Here is a 23,992-nt window from a genome sequence, read left to right as displayed (position 1 = left end):
CCGTGCGAGGCAGGCCATCCATGACCGGCGCCCCTGGACGACGCAACCTGATCACCGATGTGCCCGGTTTGGCGGTGGGCCAGGCCGAGGACGCCGCCGCGCGCACCGGCGTCACCGTCATCCTGCCCGGCGATCGGGCGGTGGCCGGCTGCGACGTGCGCGGCGGCGGGCCCGGCACCCGCGAGACCGACGCCCTGGCGCCGGAGAACCTGGTGGAGGCGGTGGACGCCATCGTCCTGGCCGGCGGCTCGGTCTACGGCCTGGCCGCCGCCGACGGGGTGGTCGCCTGGCTGGGCGCGCAGGGCCGCGGCTTCGGCCTCGTGCGTCGGGACGGCGTGCCGCTGTCGCCGGTCGTGCCGGCCGCCATCCTCTACGACCTGGCCAACGGCGGCGACAAAGCCTGGGGCGAGGAACCGCCCTATCGCCGGCTCGGCCGCGAGGCCGCCGCAGGGGCCGGCGAGGCGTTCGCCCTGGGGACCGCCGGGGCCGGGGCCGGCGCAATGGCCGGGGCGCTCAAGGGCGGCACGGGCTCGGCGTCCTGGATCCTGGACGACGGCGTGGCGGTGGGCGCGCTGGCCTGCGTCAACAGCCACGGCTCGGTGCTGGCGCCGGGCGGGCGGACCTTCTGGGCCGCGCCGTTCGAGGTAGGCGCCGAGTTCGGCGGCCTGGGACCGGCGGGGCTGTCGGCCGCGCCGGGGGACTGGGGCCCGTCCAAGGGTTCGGCCGTCCCGCGCCAGAACACCACCATCGCCTGCGTGGCCACCGACGCGTCGCTGACGCCCGCGCAGGCCAAGAGGATGGCGATGATGGCCCAGGCCGGGCTCGCCCGCGCCATCCGCCCGGCCTTCGCGCCGTTCGACGGGGACGTGGTCTTCGCCCTCTCGACCGGCGGTCGGCCGCTGACCGGCGGGGAGGCCCAGCTCGCCCGCATCGGTTCGATCGCCGCCGACTGCCTGGCGCGGGCCGTGGCGCGGGGCGTCTACGAGGCCGCCGCCTGGCCGGGGGCGGCGGCGTGGCGCGATCTGCCGGCCTGACGCGAGGGCGACGGTTCCCTTCCGGAAACTATGACAAAACAGTAACTTCCTCGCCGCCTAGCGGCGTTCGGCCACCCCTGCTAGGTTCCCCGGCAAGCTGATTTGGAGAACCTGTTCTATGGCTTGGGGGCGTAAGGCGCTGCTGGTGACGGCGGCGGCGGCATTGGCGGGCACGGCGACGGCCCAGCCGGCGAACCGGGGCGGCCCGGTGGCGACCTATTGGATGAGCGCGGCGACCGCGACCGGCTTCGGCGCCGGCATGCAGCCCGGCGCGCGGCCCTCGATGGGCCAGATCATGGGGATGATGAACGGCGGCGGCGGCAATGTCGCCAAGACCCTGACCCTGCAGCTTGGCTCCTCGCGCCGCCCGACCGGCGAGCCGCAGGCCGACCACCTGCCCCCGTCCAGCCTCGGCGCGGGCCAGATGCTGCCGCTGGTGACGCCGCGCAGGACGCCGCCGGGGCCCGAGACCCCCTACATTCCGCACGAGTACCAGAAGCCCAAGGGCCGGATGCTGATCTTCTGGGGCTGCGGCGAGCGCGCCCGGCCCGGCCAGCCGCTGGTGCTCGACTTCGCGCAGATGGCCGAGGGCAAGCTGCCGCCCGGCATGCAGAACCTGTCGCAGGTCTTCGCCTCGAGCCAGAACCCGCCGTCCCTGGACCGGAACACCACCTACGGCGAGTGGCCCAACGAGCGCACGCGGATCAACGTGCCGGCCAACGGCTCGCTGGTCGGCGAGCATGTGGTGCGCGGCAACTACAGCCCGGAGATCAAGTTCGCCCTGGCCCAGAACCAGGACTTCATGGGCCCCTTCAACCTGACCACCAACCGCAAGAACCCGTCGGGCTCGGGCCAGCTCGGCTGGCAGCCGGTGCAGGGGGCCAAGGCCTACCACGCCATCATGATGGGCGGCGGCGAGAACGACACCGTGGTGATGTGGAGCTCCAGCGAGGTCCAGGCCATGGCGATGATGCCGGACTACCTGTCCGACGGCGAGATCAGCAGGCTGGTCGCCCAGAAGGCGCTGATGGCCCCGACGACGACCAGCTGCGCCATCCCCAAGGAGGCCATCGACGCCAGCCCCAGCGGGGTGGTGCAGATGGCGGCCTACGGCGGCGAGGCCAACTTCTCCTACCCGCCGCGGCCGGCCAAGCCGCCCCCCGGCTGGGCGCCGGAGTGGGTCGCCAAGGTGCGCTACAAGTCCACCACCGGGGGGATCTTCGGCATGGACATGGCCGACATGGGCGGCGGCGACGATGACGCCCGTCCCCGTCCCGGCGCCCGCCCGCGCCCCGGCCAGCCCTCCCAGGGCGAGCGGCCGCAACCGGCCCCGCGCCGGCCCGGCCTCGGCGACGTGATCCGCGGCGGCCTCGGCCTGCCCGGCCTCTAGGAAAGACCGACGGGGCGTCGGCGCGACATTTCCCGCCGACGCCCCGCTTGATCTTCGCGCGGACCGCCACTAGGTTCCGCGCCTCGCCGCAAGGCGGTGCGCGCCCGTAGCTCAGCTGGATAGAGCATCAGACTACGAATCTGAGGGTCGGACGTTCGAATCGTTCCGGGCGCGCCATTCTTCTTCCCCCACGAAGGCGATCTCTGCGGCTCCGGCCGTCCGCCGCCGCGTGCCTGGCCCGCGAGCCTCGTGGCGGCGATCCCGGCGACGGGTGAGACGCGCGGGGGACCTCTCGCGGGCCGAACGCGGTCTCGCCGCCTGTTCCGCCTGCCCCGGCCCGTTCACCATCCCCGCCAACCCATCGGCCACCAAGCTCGCCAACCCGCGGTTGACGGGGCGGGGGCAGACTGCCGCGCATGGAAGAGCTGTTCGGTCTTACCCGGACTCTTTGGCGGCTGGGCGATGCGGTCAGCCACCTGCTGCTGGTCGCCGCTGCGGTCGCGGCGGGGGCGGGGCTGGTGATCAGTCCGCACCTGCGCGGGGTCGCCTTCGCCACCGCGGCAGGACTGGCGGCGCTGCACCTGCTGCATTGAGGCCGCGCCCCGGCGCCTGAGCGCCCGACGCCTACCAAGCGCCACTGTGGCGCCGATATCGCATGCCTCCCGCTGAACATCAGGGCCCCGTCCCAGAATGAAACTCGCGCACCGCGCGAGGGTTTGGGGGGCCGTTCAGGTGCAGGGAGTTGTGGGGCGATGGCCTTCTATTCGTTCGATTCGATCACCGCAGCGCAGGCGCTGGCGTACAGCGCCGCCGCCGACCAGCTGCATTTCGGTCCCGGCCAGCGGGCGAACCAGGTGTGGGTCGGCTTCCTGCCGGCCGCCGACGGCGAGCCGGAGCGGGTGACGCTGACCTGGGGCGGCCGCACCGTCACCTTCGGCGCCAGCCTCTACGGCGAGAGCGACTTCGTGTTCGCCGACGGCTCGCGCCTGTTCGTCGGCACGCCGAACGCCGACCTGGAGTCGGCCGAGCTCGACACCGGCGATGCGCTGTTCGGCGGCCTGGGGACCGACACCCTCGAAGGCGGCCGCGGCGACGACCTGATCCACGGCAACATCGGCGACGACGTGATCGACGGCGGCCTGGGCAACAACACCCTCGTGGGCGGCCAGGGCGCCGACATCATCGAGGGCGGCGACAACGCCGACTACATCCTCGGCAACCTCGGCAACGACCAGCTGGAGGGCGACGACGGCGACGACACCATGCTGGGCGGCCAGGGGAACGACTTCATCGACGGCCAGAGCGGCGCCGACCTGATCTTCGGCGACATGGGCGACGACCAGATCTTCGGCGGCGACGGCGACGACTCCATCCAGGGCGGCGACGGCGCCGACTCGATCGCCGCCGGCCAGGGCGGCGACTTCCTGCACGGCAACACCGGCGACGACTATCTCGACGGGGCGTCGGGGAACGACACCCTGCTCGGCGGTCAGCAGAACGACCGGGCGTTCGGCGGTTCGGGGGCGGACCTGCTCCAGGGCAACCTGGGCGACGACACCCTCGAGGGCGGCCTCGACAACGACACGCTGTCCGGCGGCCAGAACAACGACGACCTGTTCGGCAACAGCGGCGACGACCTGGTGTTCGGCGGCCTCGGCTCGGACGAGCTCCGCGGCGGCTCGGGCGCCGACACCCTGTGGGGCGAGGGCGACGCCGACCGTCTGGACGGCGACTCCGGCGCCGACGTGCTGATCGGCGGCGACGGGGTGGACAACCTGACCGGCGGGACCAACGCCGACACCCTGACCGGCGGGGCCGGCGCGGACCGATTCATCTTCGAGGCCGGCGCCTCGAGCGTGGACGAGGTGGACGTGATCACCGACTTCGCCGGCGACGCCTTCTGGGTCGGCATCCAGGGCACGGCGGCCAACTACCTGGAGACGTCGGCGGCGAGCTTCGCCGAGGCGACCACCGCGGCGCAGGGCCAGATCGGCTCCAACGCCAAGGACATCGTCGCCGTGCAGGTGGGAGCGGACGTCTACCTCTACGTGGACTCCGGGACCAACGCGCTGGGCGCCGTCATACGGTTGCAGAACGTCAACCTCAGCGGGCTGAGCGAAGCCAACTTCCTGCTGAACTAGGCGGCTGGCAGGGGCCGCCGCGCCGGCGGCCCGCCCTCAGCGCCGGGAGGGGCGGAGCAACCGCTCCTTCCACTCGTCCTCGCGGATCATGATGTAGCGGGGCTCGGCCAGCCGCCGGACATAGTCCCCGGCCGCTTCCAGGGCCTGGCGCTGGCTGTCGTATTGGCCGATCTCGAAGGCGCGTTCGTCGAGCAGGACCCAGCGCGCGCCGACCGGAAACAGAGTCATGTCCGACATGGGCGACCTCGTCCGGGACACTCTGCCGCGCAAAGGGTTAAGGGGCCGTTAGCCTTTCCTTAAGGCCAAGCTGCTTCGCCCCCGGCGGTTCGCGCGTTGCGGCGGGGCATGGACTTCATCTCCCAGACCGTACAGCTCGGATCCGGCCGCTCCCTCCATCTGCTCAGGAGCGACGGGGAGCCGGCCGCCGCGCCGGCCGCGCTGCTGATCCACGGGGCGCTGGCCACCGCCCACGACTGGCTGAGCGGCCCGGCGGACGTGCTGGCGCAGGGCGGCCCGGTGGCCGTCGTCGATCGCCCGGGGCACGGGTCGAGCCGCCGCCCGCGGTTCGCCTCGGCGCCGCGCGACCAGGCGGCCCAGATCCGGGACGGCGCAAGGGCGCTTGGGCTGGAGGCGCCGATCCTGGTCGGCCACTCGTTCGGCGCGCTGGTCGCGCTCGCCTGGGCCGAGCAGTGGCCGGACGAAGTGGGCGGGCTTCTGCTGCTCAGCCCGATCGCCTTCCCCGAGGTGCGGCCGCTGGAGCACGCCTGGCTGGCGCCTCGCTCGGCGCCCATCGTGGGGCCGATGTTCGCCGAGGCCGGCCGCTGGACGGGCGATGCGCCGATGCTGCGGCTGGCCCAGCGGCTGATGTTCGCCCCGGACCGTCCGCCGCCGCGCTGGCTGGCCAGCTATCCCTATCGCCAGATCCTCGACCCGCGCCAGATGGTGGAGGAGGGCGAGGACGCCGCCAGCCTGTTTCCGCCGACGGGACAGGCGCTTGTCGATTTTCGGCGGATCACCGCCGAGGTGACGATCCTGGCCGGCGAGGCCGACCTGGTCGCCGATCCGAGCCGCCACGCCCGGCGGCTTCATGCGGTCTTGCCGGGCTCGCGGCTGGTCACGTTCCCGGGCGCCGGACACATGATCCACCACGCCGCGACGGCCGCCGTGGGGGCCGAACTGGACCGTCTCCGCGCCGGTTGCATGGCCCAACGATCCGGCTTGGGAGTTGCGTTTTGCCGAGGTAAGGTTGGCTCGCGAGCGAGGGTGGAAAGCGACGAAGCCCTGAAACTGCCGGCAAACGCGAGCGCCGGCGCGATCTTCCGAAAGAGCACTTGATGGAAAGCGGTACGGTAAAGTGGTTCAACACGGCGAAGGGCTTCGGTTTCATCCAGCCTGACAACGGGGGACCCGATGTCTTCGTGCACGTCTCGGCCGTGGAGCGGGCCGGGATCGGCGGCCTGAACGAAGGCGACAAGGTGACCTACGACCTCGAGCCGGACCGCCGGTCCGGAAAGATGGCGGCGGAAAACCTGACGGTGACCGAGCACGGGACCGGCGGCGGCGGCGGCGGCGGTTTCGGCGGCGGCCGGGCCCGTGAGCCCCGCGGCGGCGGTTACGGCGGCGGCGGATACGGCGGCGGCGGCGCGCGTGGCGGCTACGACAGCGGCGGCGGCGGCGGAACCGGCGAAAGCGCCAGCGGCACCGTGAAATGGTTCAACTCGACCAAGGGCTTCGGCTTCATCCAGCCGGACGGCGGCGGCCAGGACGTGTTCGTGCACATCTCGGCGGTCGAGCGCTCGGGCCTGGGCGCCCTGAACGAGGGCCAGACGGTCACCTTCGAACTGGGCCGCGACCGGCGGACCGGCAAGACCAGCGCCGAGAACATCCGGGTCACCGGCGAAGGCGCCGGCCCGGCCCGCGGCCCGCGCGCCCCGCGCCGGGAGCAGGAGCGCTGGTAGGCCCAGGCCTCTCAGCCTGACCACAAGACGGAAAGGCCCGCCCTCTCGCCGAGGGCGGGCCTTTTTCTTGGTCCGCGAAAGCGGGCCGCTACTTCGCGGCGGTCTCGGCCTTCACCGGCTGGGCGGCCATCGGCGGGCGGCCGATCCAGATCTGGCCGCTCTTGGCCATCACCTTGCCGGCGGCATCGAAGAGGGCCACGCCGGAGAAGTACTTGCGGCCGTCCACCTCGCGGGCCCAGGCCAGCACGATGTAGTCCTCGCCGGCCTTGGGCTTTTCCAGCACCTCGCCGGACATGGTGCCCAGGAGGCCCACCGGCGTGCCGGTCTTGATGTACCAGGCCATCGAGCCGGAGCAGTCCAGGGCGCCCCAGGTGATCTCGTCGGGCATCCGACCGTCGGCGTCGGCGAAGTTGGCGTGCGGGCGCCAGACGCCGGCGCAATGGCCGGCCGGCGCGCCCTCGATCTGGCCGACGAACACCCCCAGGCCCTCGCCGTCCTCGCGCTCGATGCAGCAGGAGAAGCAGCCCCGGTGCAGGGACTTGGCCGCGAACGGCGAGGTCGCGGCGAAGCGGCGGGCGTCCTCCAGGCTCGGCGGCGCCGGCGGCTCGGGGATCGCGCCCTCGGCGAGCGGCTTGGCGGTCGCCACCAACTGGCCCTCGGCGTTGGTGAGGAAGGCTTCGCCGTCCTCGCCGTGGCCGAGCTTGTGCGGCTGGTCGACCAGCACGCCGGCGCGCAGCATCGCCGTGCCCTTGCCGCCGACGGCGTTGGCCATCACGCCGCAGATGTAGCCCCCGTTGGCGGTGACCGGCGGTCCGCGGAACTGCCGCGGGACGAGAACCTCGGACATCAATCAGTCCCTTGAAATGCGGCGGGCGCCAGCGGCCCCGCGGACGAAGTATGGGCGTCGAGCCGCACGGCCGCGAAATGAGCGGCGCGCGTACCGGCAGATCGGAGGAACCCCCGGGCCTCGACGGCGAATCTCATAGCCGCCGGGCCGGTGGGGGACAAGCTGCGCCGGTCGCTACTCGCCGGGCGGCTTGGTGGTCATCGGCGCGTCCGGGTCGCTCGGCGGCGGGGCGGCCAGGCGGATGGCGATGGGCGGCTCCACCGGCGGCGGGACGACCGGCGTCGGGTTCAGCGCCACGGCCGGCGGGGCGGCCTCGGCTGGCGGCGCGGCGGCGGGCGGCGGCGCGGCGGCGGGCGGAGGCGCCGGCGCGATGGCCAGCCTCGGGGCGCTCGGCGGATCCGCTTCCCGCCGGGCGGGCTCGCGCGAAACGGCCGCGGCGGCGAGGGGCCGGCTTGTGGGCGCAGGCGCCGTGGGCGCGGCCGACGGCGCCGAGGCGAGCTCGGCGGCCGGCGCCGCCGGGGCGGCGGGCTCGCTCGGGAAGGTGGTCTCCGGGGCCAGGGGCGCAAGCGCCGCCTGGGCGGGCTCCGCCGGCGGGGCCGGGTCGCGGTCCATCAGCACGAAGGCGGCCGCGGCGCTGGCGGCCACCGCCGCGCCGGCCCCGATCAGCGCGGGCGCGCGGCCCGCGCGGCGGCGAGCGGGCCGGCGGCCCGGCGCGGCGGGGATGGCGAAGCCCGCCTCGGTGGCCGGGGGCGGCGAAGGCTCCACCGGGATCCGGCGTTCCATCGCCGGCTCGGGGGCGCGGGCCGCCGCCGGCTGCGGCGCCTCGGCGGGCCGGGGCGCGGCGGGGGCGCGGGCCGCGGGCGCGGGCGTCGGCCGCGGCTGGGGCGGGATGACGCCGGCCGGCCGGTGCGGATTGGCCGTCGGGTCGGCGACGGGGCGCGGCTGGGCGGTCGCCAGGCCCGCGCCGGTCAGCACGCCGCCCGGCAGGGTCACGGCCGGCGAGGGCCGCGGCGCCAGGGCCGAGCCCATCAGGATGCCGGCCCCCGGCTGGACGCCCGGCGTGGGCGTCGGCACCACGATCGGGGTTCCGGCGATCCGCGACGGCTGCGGCGCGGGCGCCTGCGCCTGGGCCGTGGGGCCGGGCCCCTGCGCGGGCGGCGCAGCGCCGGGGATCGGCACGGTGATCGGCGTCAGCTTGGGCCGGGGCGGCGGCGGCGCCGCCGCCTTGGGCAGCGGCCCCACGCGGAACGGCGCGGCCTTGGGCTGGCCATACGGCGTGCGGCGCGCGAACGGGTTCGGCTTCTCGTCGGTGTCGGGAGGTGACGGCATAGGTGTCCTGCGCCTGGTGGGCGGCGCTTGTTAAGTCCCCTTGGCCTCGAGTGATGTACGCCCTCGCGGCGGCGGGTCAATCCTCGCCGGGAGTTGGCCGGTTCTGTGGCCGCGGCCAAGGTCAGTTCGCCGCAGGCGTGGGGCGGCCTGCCCAAGCCGGGCGTTCGGCGCTAGTGTGGCCTCAGTCGGACCGGGGACCGCCGCCCATGCCCAAGCTCTCTCGCGTCGGCCTGATCGGCTTCGGCCAGGTCGGCCAGATCCTGGCGCGGGAGCTGGCCGCCGCCGGCGCCTCCGAAATCGCCGCCTTCGACCTGCAGTTCGCCGACCCGGAGAGCGGGCCCAGCCGGGCGCTGGACGGCTGCGCGGCCCACGACTGCGCCAGCGCCGCCGAGGCGGCCGACGGGGCCGAGCTGGTCGTCTGCGCGGTGACCCCGGCGCAAGGCCTGGAGGCCGCCCGGGCCGCGGCCTGGGGTGTCGAGAAGGGCGCCTACTATCTCGATCTCAACTCGGCCGCGCCCAGCCTGAAGCAGCTCAGCGCCGGCGCGATCGAGGGCCGCGGCGGCCGCTATGTCGAGGCCGCGGTGATGGCCCCCATGGCCGAGGCGCGGCTGGCGGCGCCGATGCTGCTCGGCGGCCGCTACGCCCCGGCCTTCCTCGACCTGGCCCGGCCCCTCGGGTTTTCCGGCGCCGTCCTGTTCTCCGACCAGGTCGGCAAGGCGGCGGCGGCGGAGATGTGCTGCAGCGCCATGCTCCGGGGGTTCGAGGCGCTGCTGGCCGAGTCCCTGCTGGCGGCGCGCCGGCATGGCGTCGAATCCACGGTGCTCAGCGTGCTGACCGACCTCGCCCCCGCCGCCGACTGGCCGGCGCTGGCGCGGGAGATGATCGCCGGCTCGCTGGAAGGCGGCGCCCGGCACGCCGCCGACCTGTCGGAGATCGCCCGCACCCTCGAGGAGGCGGGCGTCGCGCCGCTGATGACCCGGGCGGCCGCCCGCCGGCACGACTGGGCCGCCGCGCTCGGCCCGTCGGCCGTCGACGAGGACCTGACCGCGGCGCTCGACCGGGTGCTGGGCCGGATCGACCAGGCCTGACGCCCGGCGTGGCTGGACCGCATCGCCACCGCATGGAATAGCCGGGCGATGGCTGGGGTCGGAGATTTCAAGCGCCTGGTTGGGCAGGCGGTCGGCGCCGCCGACCGTTTCGGCGACCGGCTGGGCGGGTTCGGCGAGGTCCTGCGCGCGGTCGGCCGCCCGGTGGTGCGCTGGATGAACCAGGCCGGGCTTCCGGTGGCCGAGCAGGCCCGGCTGGACCCGCGCACCTATGGCCAGTGGGCCCGCGCCTTCGACACCCTGGGCGGCGACGAGCGCAAGGCCGTCGCCCAGGCGGTGGAGGCGCTGCCCCGCCGTCCGGTGTTCAGCCTGGTGGCCCTGGGCGGCGCGGACGTGGCGGGCCTGCAGGCGCAGATCTACAGCGACTGGGAGCTGATCCTGCCGGCCGGCGCCGCGGCCGAGGGCGATCCCCGTATCCGCACCGCCGCCCCGGGGGCCACCGCCCAGGCCGCGCTCGCCGAGGCCCGCGGGCACTGGATCGGCCTGATCGGCGAGGGGGTGAGGCTGCGGCCGCATGCCCTGGCCGCTGTCGCCCTGGCGCTGAACGGCGCCCCCGAGGCCGAGCTCGCCTTCGCGGACGAGGACCGGCTCGGCCCCGGCGGAGAGCGGCTGGCGCCGTGGTTCAAGCCGAGCTTCGACCTGGAGCTGATGCTGGGCGGCCAGGACCTGGTGGGCGGCGGCCTGGCCCTGTTCCGCCGTGAGGCGCTCGCCCGGGTGGGCGGCCTGCGCGGGGGGACCGAGGGGGCCGAGGCCTTCGACCTGGCGCTGCGGATCGCCGGGCCCGCGCCGGCGCGCGCGCTGCATCTGCCGTTTGTTCTCGCCCACCGGCTGGCCGAGGCGCCCGACGCCCTGGCGGCGCGCCGCCGCTGCGTGCAGGACTTCCTTCAGGAACACCCCCTCCCGCACGGGGCGGGACGCGTGGAGGCGGCGCCGAAGGGCGGCCTGCGCATCGCCTGGCCCGTGCCCGATCCGGCGCCGCTCGTCTCGATCATCGTGCCCACCCGCGACAGGGCCGAGCTGCTGCGGACCTGCGCCGAGGGTGTGCTGTCGCGCACGGACTACCGCGAGATCGAGTTGCTGATCGTCGACAACGGCAGCGTCGAGCCCGCGACAATGGCGCTGTTCGACAAGCTGCGCGCCGACCCGCGGGTGCGGGTGATCGAGGATCCCGCGCCGTTCAACTACTCGCGCCTCAACAACCTGGCCGCCCGCGAGGCCAGGGGCGAGGTGCTGGTGCTGCTCAACAACGACATCGACGTGATCGGACCCGGCTGGCTGACCGAGCTGGTCGGCCAGGCGCTGCGCCCGGACGTCGGCGCGGCGGGCGCGCGGCTGCTGTTCGCCGACGGGCGGGTGCAGCACGCCGGCATCGCCCTGGGGATCGCCGGGGTCGGCAGCTACTACCATCCCTACGTGGAGCGGGAGGCGCGGGGCTATCGCGACGCCCTGGTGCTGACGCGCGAGGTCTCGGCCGTCACCGGCGCCTGCCTGGCGCTGCGCCGCGAGGTTTACGAGCGCGTGGGCGGCCTCGAGGAAGAGCACCTGGCGGTGGCCTTCAACGACATCGACCTGTGCCTGAAGGTCCGGGAGGCGGGGCTGCGCGTCGTGGTCACGCCCTTCGCCGAGCTGCACCACTACGAGTCCGCCTCGCGCGGCCGCGATCGCTCGGCCGAGAATCGCGAGCGCTACGCCCGGGAGAGCGCCTACATGCGCCAGCGGTGGGGCAAGGTCCTCGACGAAGACCCCTTCTACAACCCCAACTTCTCCCTGCGCAGCGGCGGCTTCAAGCTGGCGAGCCCACCGCGCGCAAGGAAGCCGTGGGGCGGCTAGGGCCTGCCGTCAGGGTCCGCTTCCTGCCGGAGTTCCGTCGTCCGCTTTCGACCGTACCGGACATTGCATCCGCTCAGCCGTCGCGACAGCATGTCGTCGCTGCGGTCTTTTCCTGGGGGGATGCATGAGCTTCCGTACGGTGCGGCTCGGGTTTCGAGCCTTCGCAGCGGCGTTCCTGCTGACAGCGACCGCGACGTGGGCCCAGTCGCCCGTTCTTGGTTCCGGTCGCGGCGTCGATCACGTGACGATCCTGTCCAAGAGCCTGGTCAGGCTCTCGCGGACGTACGCCGATCTGGGGTTCACGATCTACCCGTACGGTAGCGACGAAGGTGGGTTCGAGAACAGCGTCGTGTACTTCCCGGACGAAACCTACCTCGAACTGTACGGCATCCATGACATTGCCGCGGTTGCTAAGAGCTCAGAGCCACATGCCGCCACCGCGCCGGAGGGGCTCACGTGGTTGACGCTTCACACCAGCTCCGCTGACCGCACCGCCACACATCTGAGAGGGCGGGGTCACAAGCTATTTGGCCCGGACACGATCAAGGGAAGCACCGGCGAGTGGTCCTACAAGCTCACCGGCCTTGAGACGGATGCCTTGCCTGGCGCCAAGGTGTACTTCATCGAGTACAACGAGCCGGTCCTTAACGCGAGCCGCCAGCGACGGATCGACATGATGCGAGCGCGGGAGACTCACCGGAATGGCGCGCAAGGCCTTCACGCGGTTTGGGTAGGAGTGAAGAGCCTCGCAGACGCCGAGAAGGCATACCGAGACGCTGGTTTTGCTGTCGGGGAGCGGTTTGCGCTCCGCGCATTGGCTGCGTCTGCGCGCGAGATAAGGACCGGTGGGAGGGCTCTCCTGCTGGTCGAGCCGTCGACGCCAGAGAGCCCGGTTCGGCAACTGCTTGGATCGAGAACGGCGGCGTTCATTGGATACAGCGTCAATGTCGTTGAACTGCAGCAGACGCGGTCTGTCCTCACCGAACGGGATCTTCCCGTTGCGCCCGACTATCAAGGCAGGTTCGGACGAAGCATCTTGATCCCGCCTGAACAGGCGGGCGCCGCATGGCTTGAGTTCTTTGAGCGTCCTGCGGCGGAGCCGCGCCCGTCGCGGCGCTGACGTCCGCTTTCCACCCATGTCAGACGTTCGCAGCGTCCGATTCTCGGCCCCTAGGCCGCCGCCTTGGCCCAGGTCCGCGGGTGCTGGCTGCGGAAGCCGACGGCGATGCGGTTCCAGGCGTTGATGGTGGTGATCAGCAGCGTCAGGTCGACGATCTCCGCCTCGGTGAAGCAGGCGCGCAGCGGCTCGAAGTCCGCATCGGGGGCGGCGGTGTCGGCGATGCGGGTCAGCGACTCGGCCCAGGCCAGCGCCGCCCGCTCCCGGTCGGTGTAGAGGCTGGACTCGCGCCAGGCCGCCAGAAGGTGCAGCCGCTCCTCGCTCTCGCCGGCCGCCCGGGCGTCGCGGCTGTGCATGTGCAAGCAATAGGCGCAGCCGTTGATCTGGGAGACGCGCATCTTCACCAGTTCGATGAGGCTGTGCTCCAGCCCGCAGCCGGCGAGATAGGCCTCCATGTCCAGCATCGGCTGCAGGGCCTTGGGCGAGATCTGGTGGGGATTGATGCGTGCGCGCATGAGAGCCTCCTGTTGATGCAGGCAAGACGGATGAGCGCGCTCAGTTGTGACATGGCGGGCCGCTCGCCCGCCATTTTCAGGCGGCCAGCAGCTCGCCGATCTTGCGGATGGGCACGATCTCGGAGGCGACGCCGCCTTCCATCCGCATGACCTTGTTGCAGTAGAGCTTGAGCAGCTCGATGTCGTGCGAGGCGAGCACCAGGATGCCGGCCCGCTCGACGAGGTTGAGCAGGCGCTCGTGGGCGATCTTCTGGAAGTCGGAGTCGCCGACCGAGATCCACTCGTCCATCAGCAGCACGTCGGCCTCGACCGAGGTGGAGACGGCGAAGGCGAGCCTGGCCTGCATGCCGGCCGAATAGGTCTTCATCGGCATCGCCAGGAACGGGCCCAGGCCGGTGAAGGCGGCGATCTCCTCGAGCCGCGCGTCGATCTCCCTGGACGACAGGCCGGCGATCCGCCCGCGCAGGCGGATGTTGTCCAGGCCCGTGGCCGATGGATCGAGGCCCAGCGAGAGGTCGAGCAGGGCGGCGATCCGGCCGAAGATCTCGATCTGGCCCTCGTCGGGCTCGTAGGCGCCGGACAGGGCCCGAAGCAGGGTGGTCTTGCCCGAGCCGTTGTGGCCGATCAGGCCCAGCCGGTCGCCGGCCTTGAGCTGGAAGTTGATCTTCGACAGCGCCGTCACCTCGGTGGCGCCGGCATGCGAGGAGCCCAGCCGGCCGCCCACGGCGACCTGGGCCAGGTACTTCTTCAGCGACTTGGCGTCGGCGCCGTAGACCGGGAAGCGGAGCGTCAGGTCGGTGACCTTGATCGAGACCGCGGGCGGCTTGATGGGGATGGCGGTCATCAGAGGTAGTGCACGATCCGCCGGCGCGTCCGGCTGAAGAGGAAGAAGGCGCCGGCCCAGCCGACGAGCGCCATGACCACCAGCACCACCCAGGTGATCCCCGGCACGGCCTCGCCCAGCAGGGGGCCGCGGACCGCCTGCAGCATGTGGGCGAAGGGGTTGAACAGCAGCACCGCGTGCCGCTCAGGGAAGACGGTCGGCAGCCAGAACACCGGCGTCATGAAGATGGCGAACTGCATGATCGAGGCGACCACCGGCGGGATGTCGCGGAAGCGGGCCGAGACGATCCCCGCCACCATGCTGAGCCAGCCGGCGTTGAGCAGCAGCAGCAGGGCCCCGAGCGCCGCCAGCGGCAGGTTCATGCCCCGCCAGGCGCCGAAATAGGCCAGCACGGCGGCCACGATCACCAGGTGGTGGGCCAGGTTGATCGCGTTCCGGAAGATGGTCCGCCAGACGAAGGTGAACATCGGGATCGCGGTCTGGCTGAGCATGCCGCGGGCCAGCACGAAGGTGTCGCAGCCCTCGGTGATGATCCCCGACATGGTCTGGAAGAACACCAGGCCAAGGGCCACGAACGGCAGGAACTGGTCGATCGGCTGCCTGAACAGCGAGGCGTAGAGGAAGCCGATGCCCAGCACCATCAGGCCCATGGACAGGGTGATCCAGAAGGGGCCGAGGATCGAGCCGCGGTAGCGGGCGACGACGTCGTGACGGGCGAGCGACCACGCCAGGCCAAGACGCTTCAGCGACCCGTTGAGGTCGGCGGCCGCCATCTCGAACTCGAACCGCGCGCCGCGCCGGCCGATCCGCAGCAGATGTTGGGCCGCTTCCATTGAGTCTCCCGACAGGCGGGCTCCGGTAACAGTCGCCGCCAGAGCGTGCAAGCGCAGCCGCCTCCACCCGATATGACGGATTGAAGCGCCCGATTCGGGCCGAATTCCGCGGACTTGGGCAGAGATTGGCGCTTGGCCGGCGCCCATGCTAGCCCTGCTGGCGGCTTTCTCACCCATGTCCACGCTCCGCCCCTCCTTCGCATCCGCGAGCCCGGCCCCTCCGGCGCCGGCCGCGCCGCCGTCGCTGGCCAGCGCGGGCGTGTGGCTGGTGGTGCCCTGCTACCGGGTTGTCGCCCACGTGCTGCGGGTGATCGAGAAGACCCCGGCCTGGGTGGAGGGGATCGTCTGCGTCGACGACGCCTGCCCCGACCGCTCCGGAGATTTCATCGAGGCCAACGCCAAGGACCCGCGGGTCGTGGTCGTGCGGCTGCCGCAGAACCAGGGCGTCGGCGGGGCGACCATGGCCGGCTACCGCGAGGCGGACGCGCGCGGCGGGCGGATCTTCGTCAAGGTCGACGGGGACGACCAGATGGACCTTTCCTACCTGCCCCAGCTGATCGCGCCGATCTTGCTCGGCGAGGCCGACTACGCCAAGGGCAACCGGTTCACCTCGGCCAGCCACCTGTCGAACATGCCGCCGATCCGGGTGTTCGGGAACGCCGTGCTGAGCTTCCTGTCGAAGGTCTCCAGCGGCTACTGGAACGTCTTCGATCCGACCAACGGCTTCACCGCCATCGAGGCCAGCGTCGCCCGGCGCGTGCTCGAGAAGAAGATCGCGCAGCGCTACTTCTTCGAGACCGACCTGCTCTACCACCTGGGCACCCTGCGCGCCGTGGTGCGCGACGTGGCCATCCCCGCCCGCTACGGCGAGGAGGTCAGCAACATCAGGATCGGCCGCATCGTCGGCCCCTTCGCCCTGCGCCACCTGCACAACTTCGTCCGGCGGATCGCGGGCCAGTACTTCATCCGCGACTTCAACGTGGCCACGGTGGAGGCCATCGCCGGCGTCGCCTCGATGATGTTCGGGCTGTCCTACGCCCTGTGGTGGATCAGCGTGCGCGAGCCCGGCCAGGCGGCCTCGGCGGGCGTGGTCATGGCCGCCGCCCTGCCGGTGATCGTCGGCGTGCAGCTGCTGCTGCAGGCGCTGAACTTCGACGTGCTCAGCGTGCCGACGCGGCCGATCCATCCGCACCTGCGGGCGGTCGAGCAGCTCACCGAGACCTGAGCTTGCGCGCGGCCGACCTCGCGCGCCTGGCCGCCTACGCCGCCATGGTTCCGGTCGGGCAGGTGCTGTTCAAGCTCGCGAGCCTGAAGCATCAGGACCTGGACGGTCCGATCCTGTGGCGCCTGATCCAGAACCTGCCGCTCCTGGCCGCCTTCGCCTGGTACGGCCTCTCGGCGGTGCTTTGGCTGGCGATCCTGAAGCGCACGCCGCTGTCCGTCGCCTATCCCGCCGCCATCGTCGGCGCGGCGCTGGTGCCGCCGCTGGCCTGGGCCGCGTTCGGCGAGCCGCTCTCCTGGACCATGGCCGGCGGCTACCTGCTGATGCTGGCGGGCCTTTGGCTGCTCAGCCCGAGATCAGCCTAGGGCGTCCAGCGCCGCCCGCACCTCCTCGTAGGGCACCTTGTACATGCGTTCGTACAGCAGCGGCCCGGCGTGCGGCCGCTCGCGGACCCGCTCGGGCGCCAGCCTCTGGTAGCCGTAGCCGGAGGTCGCGAAGGTCGCGAACATGGCGGGCCACAGGCCGGCCCAGGTGCGCCACTGCGAGGGAAAGCAGCGGACCGCGTCGGCATAGAGCGCCCAGTCGGCGGCCGACAGGCGCGCCCGCTCCACCGGCCCGTTCTCCGGCAGGGGCGATGCGCCGCGGAACAGCCGGCCCGGCAATCCGCGGCCGTGGTAGAGCGAGACCTGGTCGATGGGAACGCCGCCCGCGGCCGCGCTGAGCCGCACCGCCAGGAAGGCCAGGCTGTCGTGGTCGGGATGGCCGCCCTCCCAGGCCGGGACCACCAGCCGCTCGATCTCGTCCAGGCCTTCGGCCGACTCCCGCAGCACCGCCTCGGCGGCCGGCAGCGCGCGGTGCAGGGCGCCGTCGAGGACGCCCGCGCCCCGTCCGGCGTGGCGGGCCGCGTCGGCGGGCAGGCCGATGCGCTCCAGCAGCCGGCGGGTCTCCGAGAAGCGCCGCTCGGCCAGCGCTGGCGACGCGTAGTCGGCGACGTAGACCAGCCGCTGCTCCACGCCCGCCCGCGCCCGCGCCAGCAGCAGCGGCAGGGCGGCGTACTCGTCGTCGAAGTGGGCGAAGAGGTATAGGACGGTCATCGGGGCGTGCGCGACCACACCACGATCCCCCGCGCCGGCCAAGCCGGGCTTTTCAGCCGCCGCGCCGCAGCTTAACCCCAGCCCGTCATCCCGCTCGGCCTTGCAGGTTGTCCAGGATGACGGTGTTTGTCGCTGATGGTCGGAGGCGGGGAGGCGATGGGGGAACGGCGGCCAGGCTCATCGGCGGCCCTCGCGTACCGCGCCGCCCTGGCGGCAGGCTTCGTCGCCATGCTGGTCCTCAGCTTCCCCGGCCACCTGACCTACGATTCCGTCACCCAGCTCGCCGAGGGCCGAGCCAACGCCCAGCAGTCCTGGGGGCCGGCGATCTACGCCTGGGTGCTGGGCCTCTCGGACCGGATGGGCGGCGGGACCGGCGCCTACCTGCTGGCGAGCGCCGCCCTGCTGCTCGTCAGCCTCTGGTCGCTGCCGGGGCTGCGGCGACGGACCTCCTGGGCCGCCGCGGCGGCCGCGGCGCTCGTCGCCGCCACGCCGGCGGTGGTGCTCTACCAGGGCATCGTCTGGAAGGACGTTCTGTTCGCCAATCTGGCGGTCGCCGGCTTCGTGGCCCTGGCCCACGCGGGCGAGGCGAGGGGCGGGGCCGGTCGCTGGATCGCCCTGGCGCTGGCGGCCCTGGCGCTGGCGCTCGCCAGCCTGGTCCGCCAGAACGGGCTGATCGTGGTCGTGATCGCCGCCCTGACCGTGGGGCTGATGGTGCGGCGGCGCGGATGGGTGCGGGCGGCCCTGGCGGCGGCCGGCAGCTCGGCCGCCGTGCTCCTGCTGGCCCTGGCCATCGATGCGGCCATCCAGCCGCCGAACGCCGACCCCGGCCGGCGCACCGACACCGGCCTTCGCATCCTGCTGCACTACGACATCCTGGGCGCCGTCGCCCGTGACCCGACCATCCCGCTGCCGCACATCGACGCCGCCAATCCGGCCGCCGACGACCTGATCCGCGCCAAGGCCGGGCTCGCCTATTCGCCCGAGCGGGTGGACCAGCTGGAGCAGCATCCGGACGTGCGCCGCAGCTTCTGGCGTACGCCGGCGCCGGCCATCCGCGCCCAGTGGCTGGAGGTCGCGAGCCAGCATCCGGGCGCCTACCTCGGCCATCGCCTGGAGGCCTTCCGCTGGGTCTTCCTGACGCCCAGGCTCGAGCGCTGCCTGCCGGTGGCGGTGGGGGTGGAGGGCGTTCCGGCCCAGCTGGAGACCCTGGGCCTCACCGCCGGCCAGGACGCCAACGACCGGCGGCTGGCGGCCTATGCGCTGCGCTTTGCGGACACGCCCATCTATTCGCACGCGGCCTACGCGCTGCTCGCCATGGTGCTGGCGGGGCTGTTCCTCGTCCGAGGCGGGGCGGCGGACCTGGCCATGGCCGGGATGCTGGCCGCGGGCCTGGCGACGGCGGCGAGCTATTTCGCCATCTCCATCGCCTGCGACTACCGCTACCTCTACATCCTCGACCTGACGGCGCTGACCGGCCTGCTCTACTTCGCCCTCGATCCGTCTCTGAGGCGGGTCAGGCGGTCTTCCTGAGCCACAGCCCGCCGCCGGGATTGTCCAGGAAACGGGGCAGGGTGGCCCGGGCGTGGTCCGCGTGATGGCGGCCGAAGTAGTCGTTGAAGAACAGGATCTCGAAGGCGCTGTTGAAGGCCAGGAAGGCGCGCAGGGCGTAGGCCTCGTTCCACGAGCGCCGTTGCCGGAAGATCCAGTCTTCGGGGTACTCGAACGGGTAGAAGATGTCGTGCACGTGCACGACCACGCCCGGCTTGAGCCGCGGCAGGATCTCGAACAGCTCGAAGTTGACGTCCGAGCCGGCCTTGCTGACGTGGGTGGAGTCGATGAACAGGACGTCGCCGGGACCGAGCGCCTCGTAGAGCTCCGGCCCGGTCGCCTGGACGGGAACCTCCAGCAGGGTGCAGCGGGCCCGGTCGGCCTCGGTCAGCAGCCCCTTCAGCCGGTCGGCGTAGGGCTCCACGAAGGTAAAGGCGGTGGAGAGGCCCATCGCGTCCACCAGGTCCAGCATGCAGGCCGAGGAGAATCCCGAGCCGATCTCGACGATCCGGCCGGGCCGGTGGGCCGCCAGCATCGCCGCCAGCACATAGGCGTCGCCCCAGGAGTAGAGGTCGTTGCGCGCATAGTACCGCCGCCCCGGCGTTTCCTCTTCGGGGAAGTCCGCGGCCCGCATCGCGGGCAGCTGTTCGTCCCAGAAGCGCACCATCCGGTCCGGGTCCATGGCCAGGCCAGGCAGGGCCGACGGCGGGACGTCGCGGTCGACCGAGAAGCCCGAGGCGGCGAGGGCCTCCGGGTCGACGACCGGAGAATAGAAGTGGCCGGCGTAGAACTCCGAGCGCCGCGCGACGCGATTGCGGTGCTGGAATTCGTCGGAGCCGAACATCAGGTCGAGCACCTTGCCGGGGCCGATTTCGCCGGCGGTGCGGGCCCAGTGCTCCAGCTCGTCCGGCGTGGGCTCGCGCTGCAGGATGTTGCGGAAGGCGCTCAGCGCGAACTCGCGGCGGCGATCGGCCTCGTTGGCCGGCGGCGCCCCGCCCAGCAGGCGCACGAGCAGTCGTCTGACGCCCATCTCCGGCTCAGGCCGCCGCCTGGTCCTGCTCGGCCAGCCAGCGCTTGAAGCCGCGGGCGTCGAACGGGTCGGGATAGGCGGCCTGCAGGTCCGGCCGGGTGCGGTAGAGGACCCGGTGCGCCTTGGCGATCGGCGAGCCGTCCGAATAGGCGCCATAGGCCCAGTAGCGGGCGGGCAGGCCGGGCAGGGCCTGGCTCTTCACCTGCCGGCGGTACCAGTCCCAGATCTCGTAGACCTGGAAGTTGTCGCCTGCGTACTTCTGGGTCATCGCATCGCCCAGCGGTCCGAGCTTGGTGAAGTGCCAGAAGCGCAGGGGGACGCCGTTCACCTGCACTTCGCCGTCGTGGCCGATCGCCACTTTGCGGCGCGACAGGTTCCAGCTGGCGACGTTGTAGCCGGGGTCGCGCAGGACCGCGTAGTTGTCGAAGAAGCTGGGGATGTGGTCGCCCCAGCGCTGGTCGGTGAACAGGCCCGCCGGGATGTCGTCGTAGCAGTAGTCGCGCAGCATGCGCGCCCACCAGGCGGCGAACTTGGCCCCCTCGCCGCGCGTGCGCATGGCCACGAAGCCGAAGTTGAAGACGCCGGTCCGCAGGGCCGAGATGTCGTTGTCGAGGATCGCCTCGTGGCCCTCGTTCGGCTCCACGAGGTGGGGCGTGACCAGGATGTCGGCGCGCTCCAGCGCCTGTTCGATCGGATCCAGGCTCGAGAAGACCGCGATGTCGGGGTCGAGGTAGACCACGGCGTCGGCCTCCCCCTGACGGCAGACCATCTCGGCGAACGGGCCCTTCACGGCCGTGCAGGCCTCGACCACGTCGTGCTTGAAGAGCCAGGCCGGGAAGTCGGGCAGGCCCAGGTCCTCGGCCCAGACCACCCGGTCGAACGGCTCGTCCTCGATGCGGAAATCCACGCCGGCCGGCGGCCTGTCGGTGATCAGCGCGACGCGCGTCCAGCCCGGCTGGTGGCGCTTCACCGTCTCGAACAGCACCCGGGCGCGATCCAGGTAGCTGAAGGTGAAGCTCGAGAAGCAGACGACGTTCATCGGAGGGCCAAGTCCGCCTGACGGCTGGGGTTTCGGGCGCCGCCCGGGCGCGGGCCGTGTGTGGAGCATGTCGCCGCAGCAGGCAAGCGCGCTTGGCGCCGCCCGCCGTTCCGCTTACAGCCGCAACCGATGACCTCCGCCGGAACCGCGCGCGCCGTCTACCTGGTGCTGGGCATGCACAGGTCCGGGACCTCGGCCCTGACCAAGGCGCTGGCCGCCCTGGGGCCCGACCTTCCGGCCCACACCATGCCGGGGGACGAGCACAACGAGGCGGGCTACTTCGAGTCCTGGCCGATCGCGGTGCTGAACGACCAGTGGCTGCGCGCCGCCCACAGCGCCTGGGACGACCCGTTCGCGTTTCCGCTGGAGCCGCTGCCGGCCGTGCTGAACGAGGCGTGGGTCCGCAAGGCGTCCGACCTGTTCGACGAAGAGTTCGGCCAGGCGCCGCGGCCGCTGCTGAAAGACCCGCGGATCTCGCTGCTGGCCCCCGCCTGGTTCGAGCTGTTCGACCGGCGGGACATCGCCGTTCGCAACGTGATCTCGATGCGCCGGCCCATCGCGGTGGCCAAGTCGCTGCAGCGGCGCGACGGCTTCGCCCTGGAGCGGGGCGTGCTGATCTGGATCAGCTACATGCTGGCCGCCGAGCGCCACAGCCGCGGTCGGGCGCGCATCTTCGTCTCCTACGAGCAGCTGCTGGAGGACTGGCGGGCGCAGGCCCTGCGGGTCGCCGCGGCCTTCGGCGAGGAAGGGCTGGACGCGTCCAAGCTCGGGCAGGAGGAGGCCGTCTCCAAGGCCCTGCGCCACCACGCCGGCGACGACGACCTCAGCGGCCTCGGCGAGACCGGCCAACTGGCCGCCCGCCTGACCGACTGGATGGAGCGGGCGTGCGCCGACGCCGCGCCGCCGGCCGAAGAGATCGACGCGATCGCCGCCGACTTCGCGGCCCTGAAACGGCGCCTCGGCGGCCTCGTCTCGCCGATCGCCCGCGACCTCGACCAGACGCGGGCGGACCTGCTCTTTCAGCGCCAGCTGGTCGACTTCCAGCGCAACCGCCTGGAGAACGAGGTCCGCGCCGTCGCCGCCGAACTGCACGCGGTCCGCGCCGAGCGCGACGAGCTAGCCCGCAGGCTGCAGGCGGCTCCGGCGGCGGATGCGCCCGCCGCGCCGAGCCGCGTGGACATCGCCGGCTACGGCCCGCCCGACCAGCTGATCGAGCGCTTCCACCGCCCGGAGTACCGCGAAGTCTGGACGGCCCTCGACCCGGAATTCTACCTGGCGAGCTATCCGGACGTGCGCGGCTTCGACCCCGTCGCCCACTACCTGGAGGTCGGCTGGCGCGAGGGACGCGACCCCAACCCGTGGTTCTCCACGCGCGCCTACCTGGAGGCCAAGCCGCAGCTCGGCCCGCTGGGGATCAACCCGCTGGTGGACTACCTGCGCGGCGGCATGGACGCCCCGCCGAAGCCGCGGCCGCCCTCGGCCCCGGTCGCACCCGCCGCCCGGCAGTCGACCAGCTTCGACGAGCAGCGCGCGGTGGTGGAGCCGGCCTTCGACCGCGACTACTACCTCGACCTCTACGTCGACATCGCCCAGTCCGGCGCCGACCCTTTGACCCACTACCTGGAGAGCGGCTGGCGCGAGGGGCGCGACCCGAGCCCGGCCTTCTCCACCCGGCACTACCTCGAGGCCTATCCCGAGGTGGCCGACGCGGACATCAACCCGCTCTACCACTACCTGACCATCGGCCGGGCGGCCGGCTACCGGCCGCGGCCGCACCTGGGCTGGCGCTACGACATCCTGGAGAAGCTGCAGGACGTGGAGGCGCGCACCGCCTGGGCCGCCAAGAAGCGCGGCCCGGTGGAGATCCGCGATCCCCACATCCTGCGGGAGGCGTTGGCGGGGCTGGCGAAGGCGCACCTCACCGTCAGCCACGACGATTTCACCGACAAGGTCGGCGGCGTGCAGCTGTGCATCGCCCGCGAAGGCGCGGCGCTGCGCGAGGCCGGGCGGGCCCACATCCACATCTTCCCCAGCGTCCCCGCGCCGGTGCTGATCGAGGACCGCGACTATCCCATCGCCGTGCTGGTCGAGGGCCGGATGGTCGGAGACTTCCGGGCCGGCGACGTCCGGCAGGTCGCGGCCGAGGCGCTGGCCGGCGTCGACCTGACCGCCGCGATCCACAACCTGCTGGGCCACCAGGCCGACGCCGTGGCCGAGATCGTCGAGGCGGCCGCCCCGTCCGAGACCTTCTTCTGGGTGCACGACTTCGCCGCGGTCTGCGCCGGCTACACCCTGCTGCGCAACGACGTGGAGTTCTGCGGCGCGCCGCCGGTCGGCAGCACGGCCTGCGGCCTGTGCATCTACGGCGGCCACCGCGTGCGGCACATGGAGGGCTACCGGCGCCTGTTCGAGCGGCTGTCGCCGACGCTGGTCTCGCCCTCGCAGGCGGCGCTGGACATCTGGCGCAAGGGCGGGGCGCCGCGCGCGGCGGTGGAGATCGTCCATCCGCACGCGACGCTGACGCCGCGCGGCGAGCGCAGCCGCCGCAAGGGCCCCGTGGTCGTCGCCTTCCTGGGCCTGCCGGTCAGCCACAAGGGCTGGCCCGCCTACCGCGATCTCGCCGCCAAGGTCCGGGGCGACGAGCGCTACGAGTTCTACCAGCTGGGCGATGCGCCCGATCCGTCGGCGCCGGTGGAATTCCGCCGCGTGGCCATCGCGCCCGACCATCTGGACGCCATGTACAAGGCGGTCGAGGCGCTGCAGGTCGACCTCGTGGTGATCTGGTCCATCTGCCCGGAGACCTTCTGCCTGACCGCCTTCGAGGCGCAGGCGGGCGGGGCCGGCCTGGTGGCCTTCGCCGACAGCGGCAACGCCGCGGCGGTGACCGCCGCCACCGAGGCGGGCGTGGTGCTGGGCTCGGAGGCCGAACTGGTCGAGTTCTTCGCCTCGGGACGGGCCGCCGAGATCGCCGAGGGGCGGCGGCGGACGCTGCACGACCTGACCCTCAGCCGGATGAGCGCCGACCTCGCCGAGGCCGCCGGGGCCGCCCGGCGGCGGCGCGACATGGGCGCCCGTTGACCCTCATATTTGCGACGTGTAGCGACGGCCCAGCCTT

Annotated in this window: 21 protein-coding genes, 1 tRNA gene and 2 pseudogenes; 15 read left to right on the top strand and 9 right to left on the bottom strand. The window is 72.6% G+C overall.

Features of this window, described 5'->3' with window-relative positions:
* Positions 1 to 20: 20 nt before the first annotated feature.
* From ACFSC0_RS05105 to ACFSC0_RS05085, 5 genes are all read left to right on the top strand, one after another.
* Positions 21 to 1,034, top strand: a complete 1,014-nt coding sequence (locus tag ACFSC0_RS05105; protein ID WP_377282707.1) for a P1 family peptidase — start codon at positions 21 to 23, stop codon at positions 1,032 to 1,034.
* 118 nt (positions 1,035 to 1,152) lie between these two features.
* Positions 1,153 to 2,424, top strand: a complete 1,272-nt coding sequence (locus ACFSC0_RS05100) for a hypothetical protein (protein WP_377282708.1) — start codon at positions 1,153 to 1,155, stop codon at positions 2,422 to 2,424.
* Positions 2,425 to 2,524: 100 nt separating this feature from the next.
* Positions 2,525 to 2,601 (top strand) — tRNA-Arg (locus tag ACFSC0_RS05095).
* Between the two features lie 239 nt (positions 2,602 to 2,840).
* Positions 2,841 to 3,017 (top strand): hypothetical protein, encoded by a 177-nt coding sequence (locus tag ACFSC0_RS05090; RefSeq protein WP_377282709.1) that lies wholly within the window; start codon positions 2,841 to 2,843, stop codon positions 3,015 to 3,017.
* 159 nt (positions 3,018 to 3,176) lie between these two features.
* Positions 3,177 to 4,565 carry a calcium-binding protein gene (locus tag ACFSC0_RS05085; RefSeq protein WP_377282710.1) on the top strand — a complete coding sequence of 463 codons (1,389 nt, stop codon included), beginning with the start codon at positions 3,177 to 3,179 and terminating at the stop codon, positions 4,563 to 4,565.
* Positions 4,566 to 4,601: 36 nt separating this feature from the next.
* Here ACFSC0_RS05085 and ACFSC0_RS05080 read toward each other — a convergent pair whose 3' ends face one another.
* Entirely contained in the window at positions 4,602 to 4,802 is a 201-nt protein-coding gene (locus tag ACFSC0_RS05080) for a hypothetical protein (RefSeq protein ID WP_377282711.1), read from the bottom strand.
* Between the two features lie 108 nt (positions 4,803 to 4,910).
* Between ACFSC0_RS05080 and ACFSC0_RS05075 the strand changes: the two genes are divergently transcribed.
* From ACFSC0_RS05075 to ACFSC0_RS05065, 3 genes and pseudogenes are all read left to right on the top strand, one after another.
* Entirely contained in the window at positions 4,911 to 5,900 is a 990-nt protein-coding gene (locus tag ACFSC0_RS05075; protein WP_377282712.1) for an alpha/beta fold hydrolase, read from the top strand.
* Positions 5,900 to 6,097, top strand: a pseudogene (locus tag ACFSC0_RS05070) (cold-shock protein); the annotation flags it as partial. The gene ACFSC0_RS05075 and the pseudogene ACFSC0_RS05070, both read left to right, overlap by 1 nt.
* A 171-nt stretch (positions 6,098 to 6,268) precedes the next feature.
* Positions 6,269 to 6,454, top strand: a pseudogene (locus ACFSC0_RS05065) (cold-shock protein); the annotation flags it as partial.
* 157 nt (positions 6,455 to 6,611) lie between these two features.
* Here ACFSC0_RS05065 and ACFSC0_RS05060 read toward each other — a convergent pair.
* Both ACFSC0_RS05060 and ACFSC0_RS05055 read right to left on the bottom strand, forming a co-directional pair.
* A complete protein-coding gene (locus tag ACFSC0_RS05060; RefSeq protein WP_377282713.1) occupies positions 6,612 to 7,370 on the bottom strand; it encodes a hypothetical protein in 759 nt (252 codons plus the stop codon).
* A 174-nt stretch (positions 7,371 to 7,544) separates the two neighbouring features.
* Positions 7,545 to 8,699, bottom strand: coding sequence for a hypothetical protein (locus tag ACFSC0_RS05055; protein ID WP_377355093.1), 1,155 nt, complete (start codon positions 8,697 to 8,699; stop codon positions 7,545 to 7,547).
* 206 nt (positions 8,700 to 8,905) lie between these two features.
* On the opposite strand from ACFSC0_RS05055, the gene ACFSC0_RS05050 reads away from it, so the two are divergent.
* The 3 genes from ACFSC0_RS05050 (at position 8,906) to ACFSC0_RS05040 (ending at position 12,755) form a co-directional block, all read left to right on the top strand.
* Positions 8,906 to 9,787 (top strand): NAD(P)-dependent oxidoreductase, encoded by an 882-nt coding sequence (locus ACFSC0_RS05050; RefSeq protein WP_377282425.1) that lies wholly within the window; start codon positions 8,906 to 8,908, stop codon positions 9,785 to 9,787.
* A 48-nt stretch (positions 9,788 to 9,835) separates the two neighbouring features.
* Positions 9,836 to 11,635: a glycosyltransferase family 2 protein gene (locus ACFSC0_RS05045; protein ID WP_377282424.1), complete on the top strand. Its 1,800-nt coding sequence runs from the start codon at positions 9,836 to 9,838 to the stop codon at positions 11,633 to 11,635.
* Between the two features lie 124 nt (positions 11,636 to 11,759).
* On the top strand, positions 11,760 to 12,755 hold the full coding sequence (locus ACFSC0_RS05040; RefSeq protein WP_377282423.1) for a VOC family protein: 996 nt from the start codon (positions 11,760 to 11,762) through the stop codon (positions 12,753 to 12,755).
* Between the two features lie 50 nt (positions 12,756 to 12,805).
* Here ACFSC0_RS05040 and ACFSC0_RS05035 read toward each other — a convergent pair whose 3' ends face one another.
* The 3 genes from ACFSC0_RS05035 to ACFSC0_RS05025 form a co-directional block, all read right to left on the bottom strand.
* Positions 12,806 to 13,267, bottom strand: a complete 462-nt coding sequence (locus ACFSC0_RS05035) for a carboxymuconolactone decarboxylase family protein (protein ID WP_377282422.1) — start codon at positions 13,265 to 13,267, stop codon at positions 12,806 to 12,808.
* A gap of 76 nt (positions 13,268 to 13,343) precedes the next feature.
* On the bottom strand, positions 13,344 to 14,111 hold the full coding sequence (locus ACFSC0_RS05030) for an ABC transporter ATP-binding protein (RefSeq protein WP_377282421.1): 768 nt from the start codon (positions 14,109 to 14,111) through the stop codon (positions 13,344 to 13,346).
* Positions 14,111 to 14,944 (bottom strand): ABC transporter permease, encoded by an 834-nt coding sequence (locus ACFSC0_RS05025; RefSeq protein ID WP_377282420.1) that lies wholly within the window; start codon positions 14,942 to 14,944, stop codon positions 14,111 to 14,113. Before ACFSC0_RS05025 ends, ACFSC0_RS05030 begins: the two co-directional genes overlap by 1 nt.
* Positions 14,945 to 15,119: 175 nt before the next feature.
* Here ACFSC0_RS05025 and ACFSC0_RS05020 point away from each other — a divergent pair, with 175 nt between their 5' ends.
* The gene (locus ACFSC0_RS05020) at positions 15,120 to 16,169 is read left to right on the top strand and encodes a glycosyltransferase family 2 protein (protein ID WP_377282419.1); all 1,050 of its coding nucleotides are present in this window, start codon (positions 15,120 to 15,122) and stop codon (positions 16,167 to 16,169) included.
* A 2-nt stretch (positions 16,170 to 16,171) separates the two neighbouring features.
* Positions 16,172 to 16,531: a hypothetical protein gene (locus ACFSC0_RS05015; protein ID WP_377282418.1), complete on the top strand. Its 360-nt coding sequence runs from the start codon at positions 16,172 to 16,174 to the stop codon at positions 16,529 to 16,531.
* Here ACFSC0_RS05015 and ACFSC0_RS05010 read toward each other — a convergent pair.
* Positions 16,523 to 17,278, bottom strand: coding sequence for a PIG-L family deacetylase (locus ACFSC0_RS05010; RefSeq protein WP_377282417.1), 756 nt, complete (start codon positions 17,276 to 17,278; stop codon positions 16,523 to 16,525). The two genes, ACFSC0_RS05015 and ACFSC0_RS05010, sit on opposite strands and share 9 nt — an antisense overlap.
* 108 nt (positions 17,279 to 17,386) lie before the next feature.
* Here ACFSC0_RS05010 and ACFSC0_RS05005 point away from each other — a divergent pair, with 108 nt between their 5' ends.
* The gene (locus ACFSC0_RS05005) at positions 17,387 to 18,790 is read left to right on the top strand and encodes a hypothetical protein (protein ID WP_377282416.1); all 1,404 of its coding nucleotides are present in this window, start codon (positions 17,387 to 17,389) and stop codon (positions 18,788 to 18,790) included.
* Here the strand turns inward: ACFSC0_RS05005 and ACFSC0_RS05000 are convergent.
* Complete coding sequence (locus tag ACFSC0_RS05000; RefSeq protein ID WP_377282415.1) at positions 18,774 to 19,838, bottom strand: class I SAM-dependent methyltransferase; 1,065 nt, start codon at positions 19,836 to 19,838, stop codon at positions 18,774 to 18,776. The genes ACFSC0_RS05005 and ACFSC0_RS05000 overlap by 17 nt on opposite strands.
* Before the next feature lie 7 nt (positions 19,839 to 19,845).
* Positions 19,846 to 20,877 (bottom strand): hypothetical protein, encoded by a 1,032-nt coding sequence (locus tag ACFSC0_RS04995; RefSeq protein WP_377282414.1) that lies wholly within the window; start codon positions 20,875 to 20,877, stop codon positions 19,846 to 19,848.
* 129 nt (positions 20,878 to 21,006) lie between these two features.
* Between ACFSC0_RS04995 and ACFSC0_RS04990 the strand changes: the two genes are divergently transcribed.
* On the top strand, positions 21,007 to 23,955 hold the full coding sequence (locus ACFSC0_RS04990) for a hypothetical protein (protein ID WP_377282413.1): 2,949 nt from the start codon (positions 21,007 to 21,009) through the stop codon (positions 23,953 to 23,955).
* The last annotated feature ends 37 nt before the right edge of the window (positions 23,956 to 23,992 follow it).

Source organism: Phenylobacterium terrae (assembly GCF_042681205.1).
GTDB classification, from domain to species: Bacteria; Pseudomonadota; Alphaproteobacteria; order Caulobacterales; family Caulobacteraceae; genus Phenylobacterium; species Phenylobacterium terrae.
Note: the sequence above shows the minus strand (reverse complement) of the source record. Positions and strands in the feature narration are given on the sequence as shown.

Bases quoted from the DNA above. Each gene is read 5' to 3' on its own strand.
- ACFSC0_RS05105 (WP_377282707.1), top strand. From the start codon at position 21: ATGACCGGCGCCCCTGGACGACGCAACCTGATCACCGATGTGCCCGGT.
- ACFSC0_RS05100 (WP_377282708.1), top strand. From the start codon at position 1,153: ATGGCTTGGGGGCGTAAGGCGCTGCTGGTGACGGCGGCGGCGGCATTG.
- ACFSC0_RS05090 (WP_377282709.1), top strand. From the start codon at position 2,841: ATGGAAGAGCTGTTCGGTCTTACCCGGACTCTTTGGCGGCTGGGCGAT.
- ACFSC0_RS05085 (WP_377282710.1), top strand. From the start codon at position 3,177: ATGGCCTTCTATTCGTTCGATTCGATCACCGCAGCGCAGGCGCTGGCG.
- ACFSC0_RS05080 (WP_377282711.1), bottom strand. From the start codon at position 4,802: ATGTCGGACATGACTCTGTTTCCGGTCGGCGCGCGCTGGGTCCTGCTC.
- ACFSC0_RS05075 (WP_377282712.1), top strand. From the start codon at position 4,911: ATGGACTTCATCTCCCAGACCGTACAGCTCGGATCCGGCCGCTCCCTC.
- ACFSC0_RS05060 (WP_377282713.1), bottom strand. From the start codon at position 7,370: ATGTCCGAGGTTCTCGTCCCGCGGCAGTTCCGCGGACCGCCGGTCACC.
- ACFSC0_RS05055 (WP_377355093.1), bottom strand. From the start codon at position 8,699: ATGCCGTCACCTCCCGACACCGACGAGAAGCCGAACCCGTTCGCGCGC.
- ACFSC0_RS05050 (WP_377282425.1), top strand. From the start codon at position 8,906: ATGCCCAAGCTCTCTCGCGTCGGCCTGATCGGCTTCGGCCAGGTCGGC.
- ACFSC0_RS05045 (WP_377282424.1), top strand. From the start codon at position 9,836: ATGGCTGGGGTCGGAGATTTCAAGCGCCTGGTTGGGCAGGCGGTCGGC.
- ACFSC0_RS05040 (WP_377282423.1), top strand. From the start codon at position 11,760: ATGAGCTTCCGTACGGTGCGGCTCGGGTTTCGAGCCTTCGCAGCGGCG.
- ACFSC0_RS05035 (WP_377282422.1), bottom strand. From the start codon at position 13,267: ATGCGCGCACGCATCAATCCCCACCAGATCTCGCCCAAGGCCCTGCAG.
- ACFSC0_RS05030 (WP_377282421.1), bottom strand. From the start codon at position 14,111: ATGACCGCCATCCCCATCAAGCCGCCCGCGGTCTCGATCAAGGTCACC.
- ACFSC0_RS05025 (WP_377282420.1), bottom strand. From the start codon at position 14,944: ATGGAAGCGGCCCAACATCTGCTGCGGATCGGCCGGCGCGGCGCGCGG.
- ACFSC0_RS05020 (WP_377282419.1), top strand. From the start codon at position 15,120: ATGTCCACGCTCCGCCCCTCCTTCGCATCCGCGAGCCCGGCCCCTCCG.
- ACFSC0_RS05000 (WP_377282415.1), bottom strand. From the start codon at position 19,838: ATGGGCGTCAGACGACTGCTCGTGCGCCTGCTGGGCGGGGCGCCGCCG.
- ACFSC0_RS04995 (WP_377282414.1), bottom strand. From the start codon at position 20,877: ATGAACGTCGTCTGCTTCTCGAGCTTCACCTTCAGCTACCTGGATCGC.
- ACFSC0_RS04990 (WP_377282413.1), top strand. From the start codon at position 21,007: ATGACCTCCGCCGGAACCGCGCGCGCCGTCTACCTGGTGCTGGGCATG.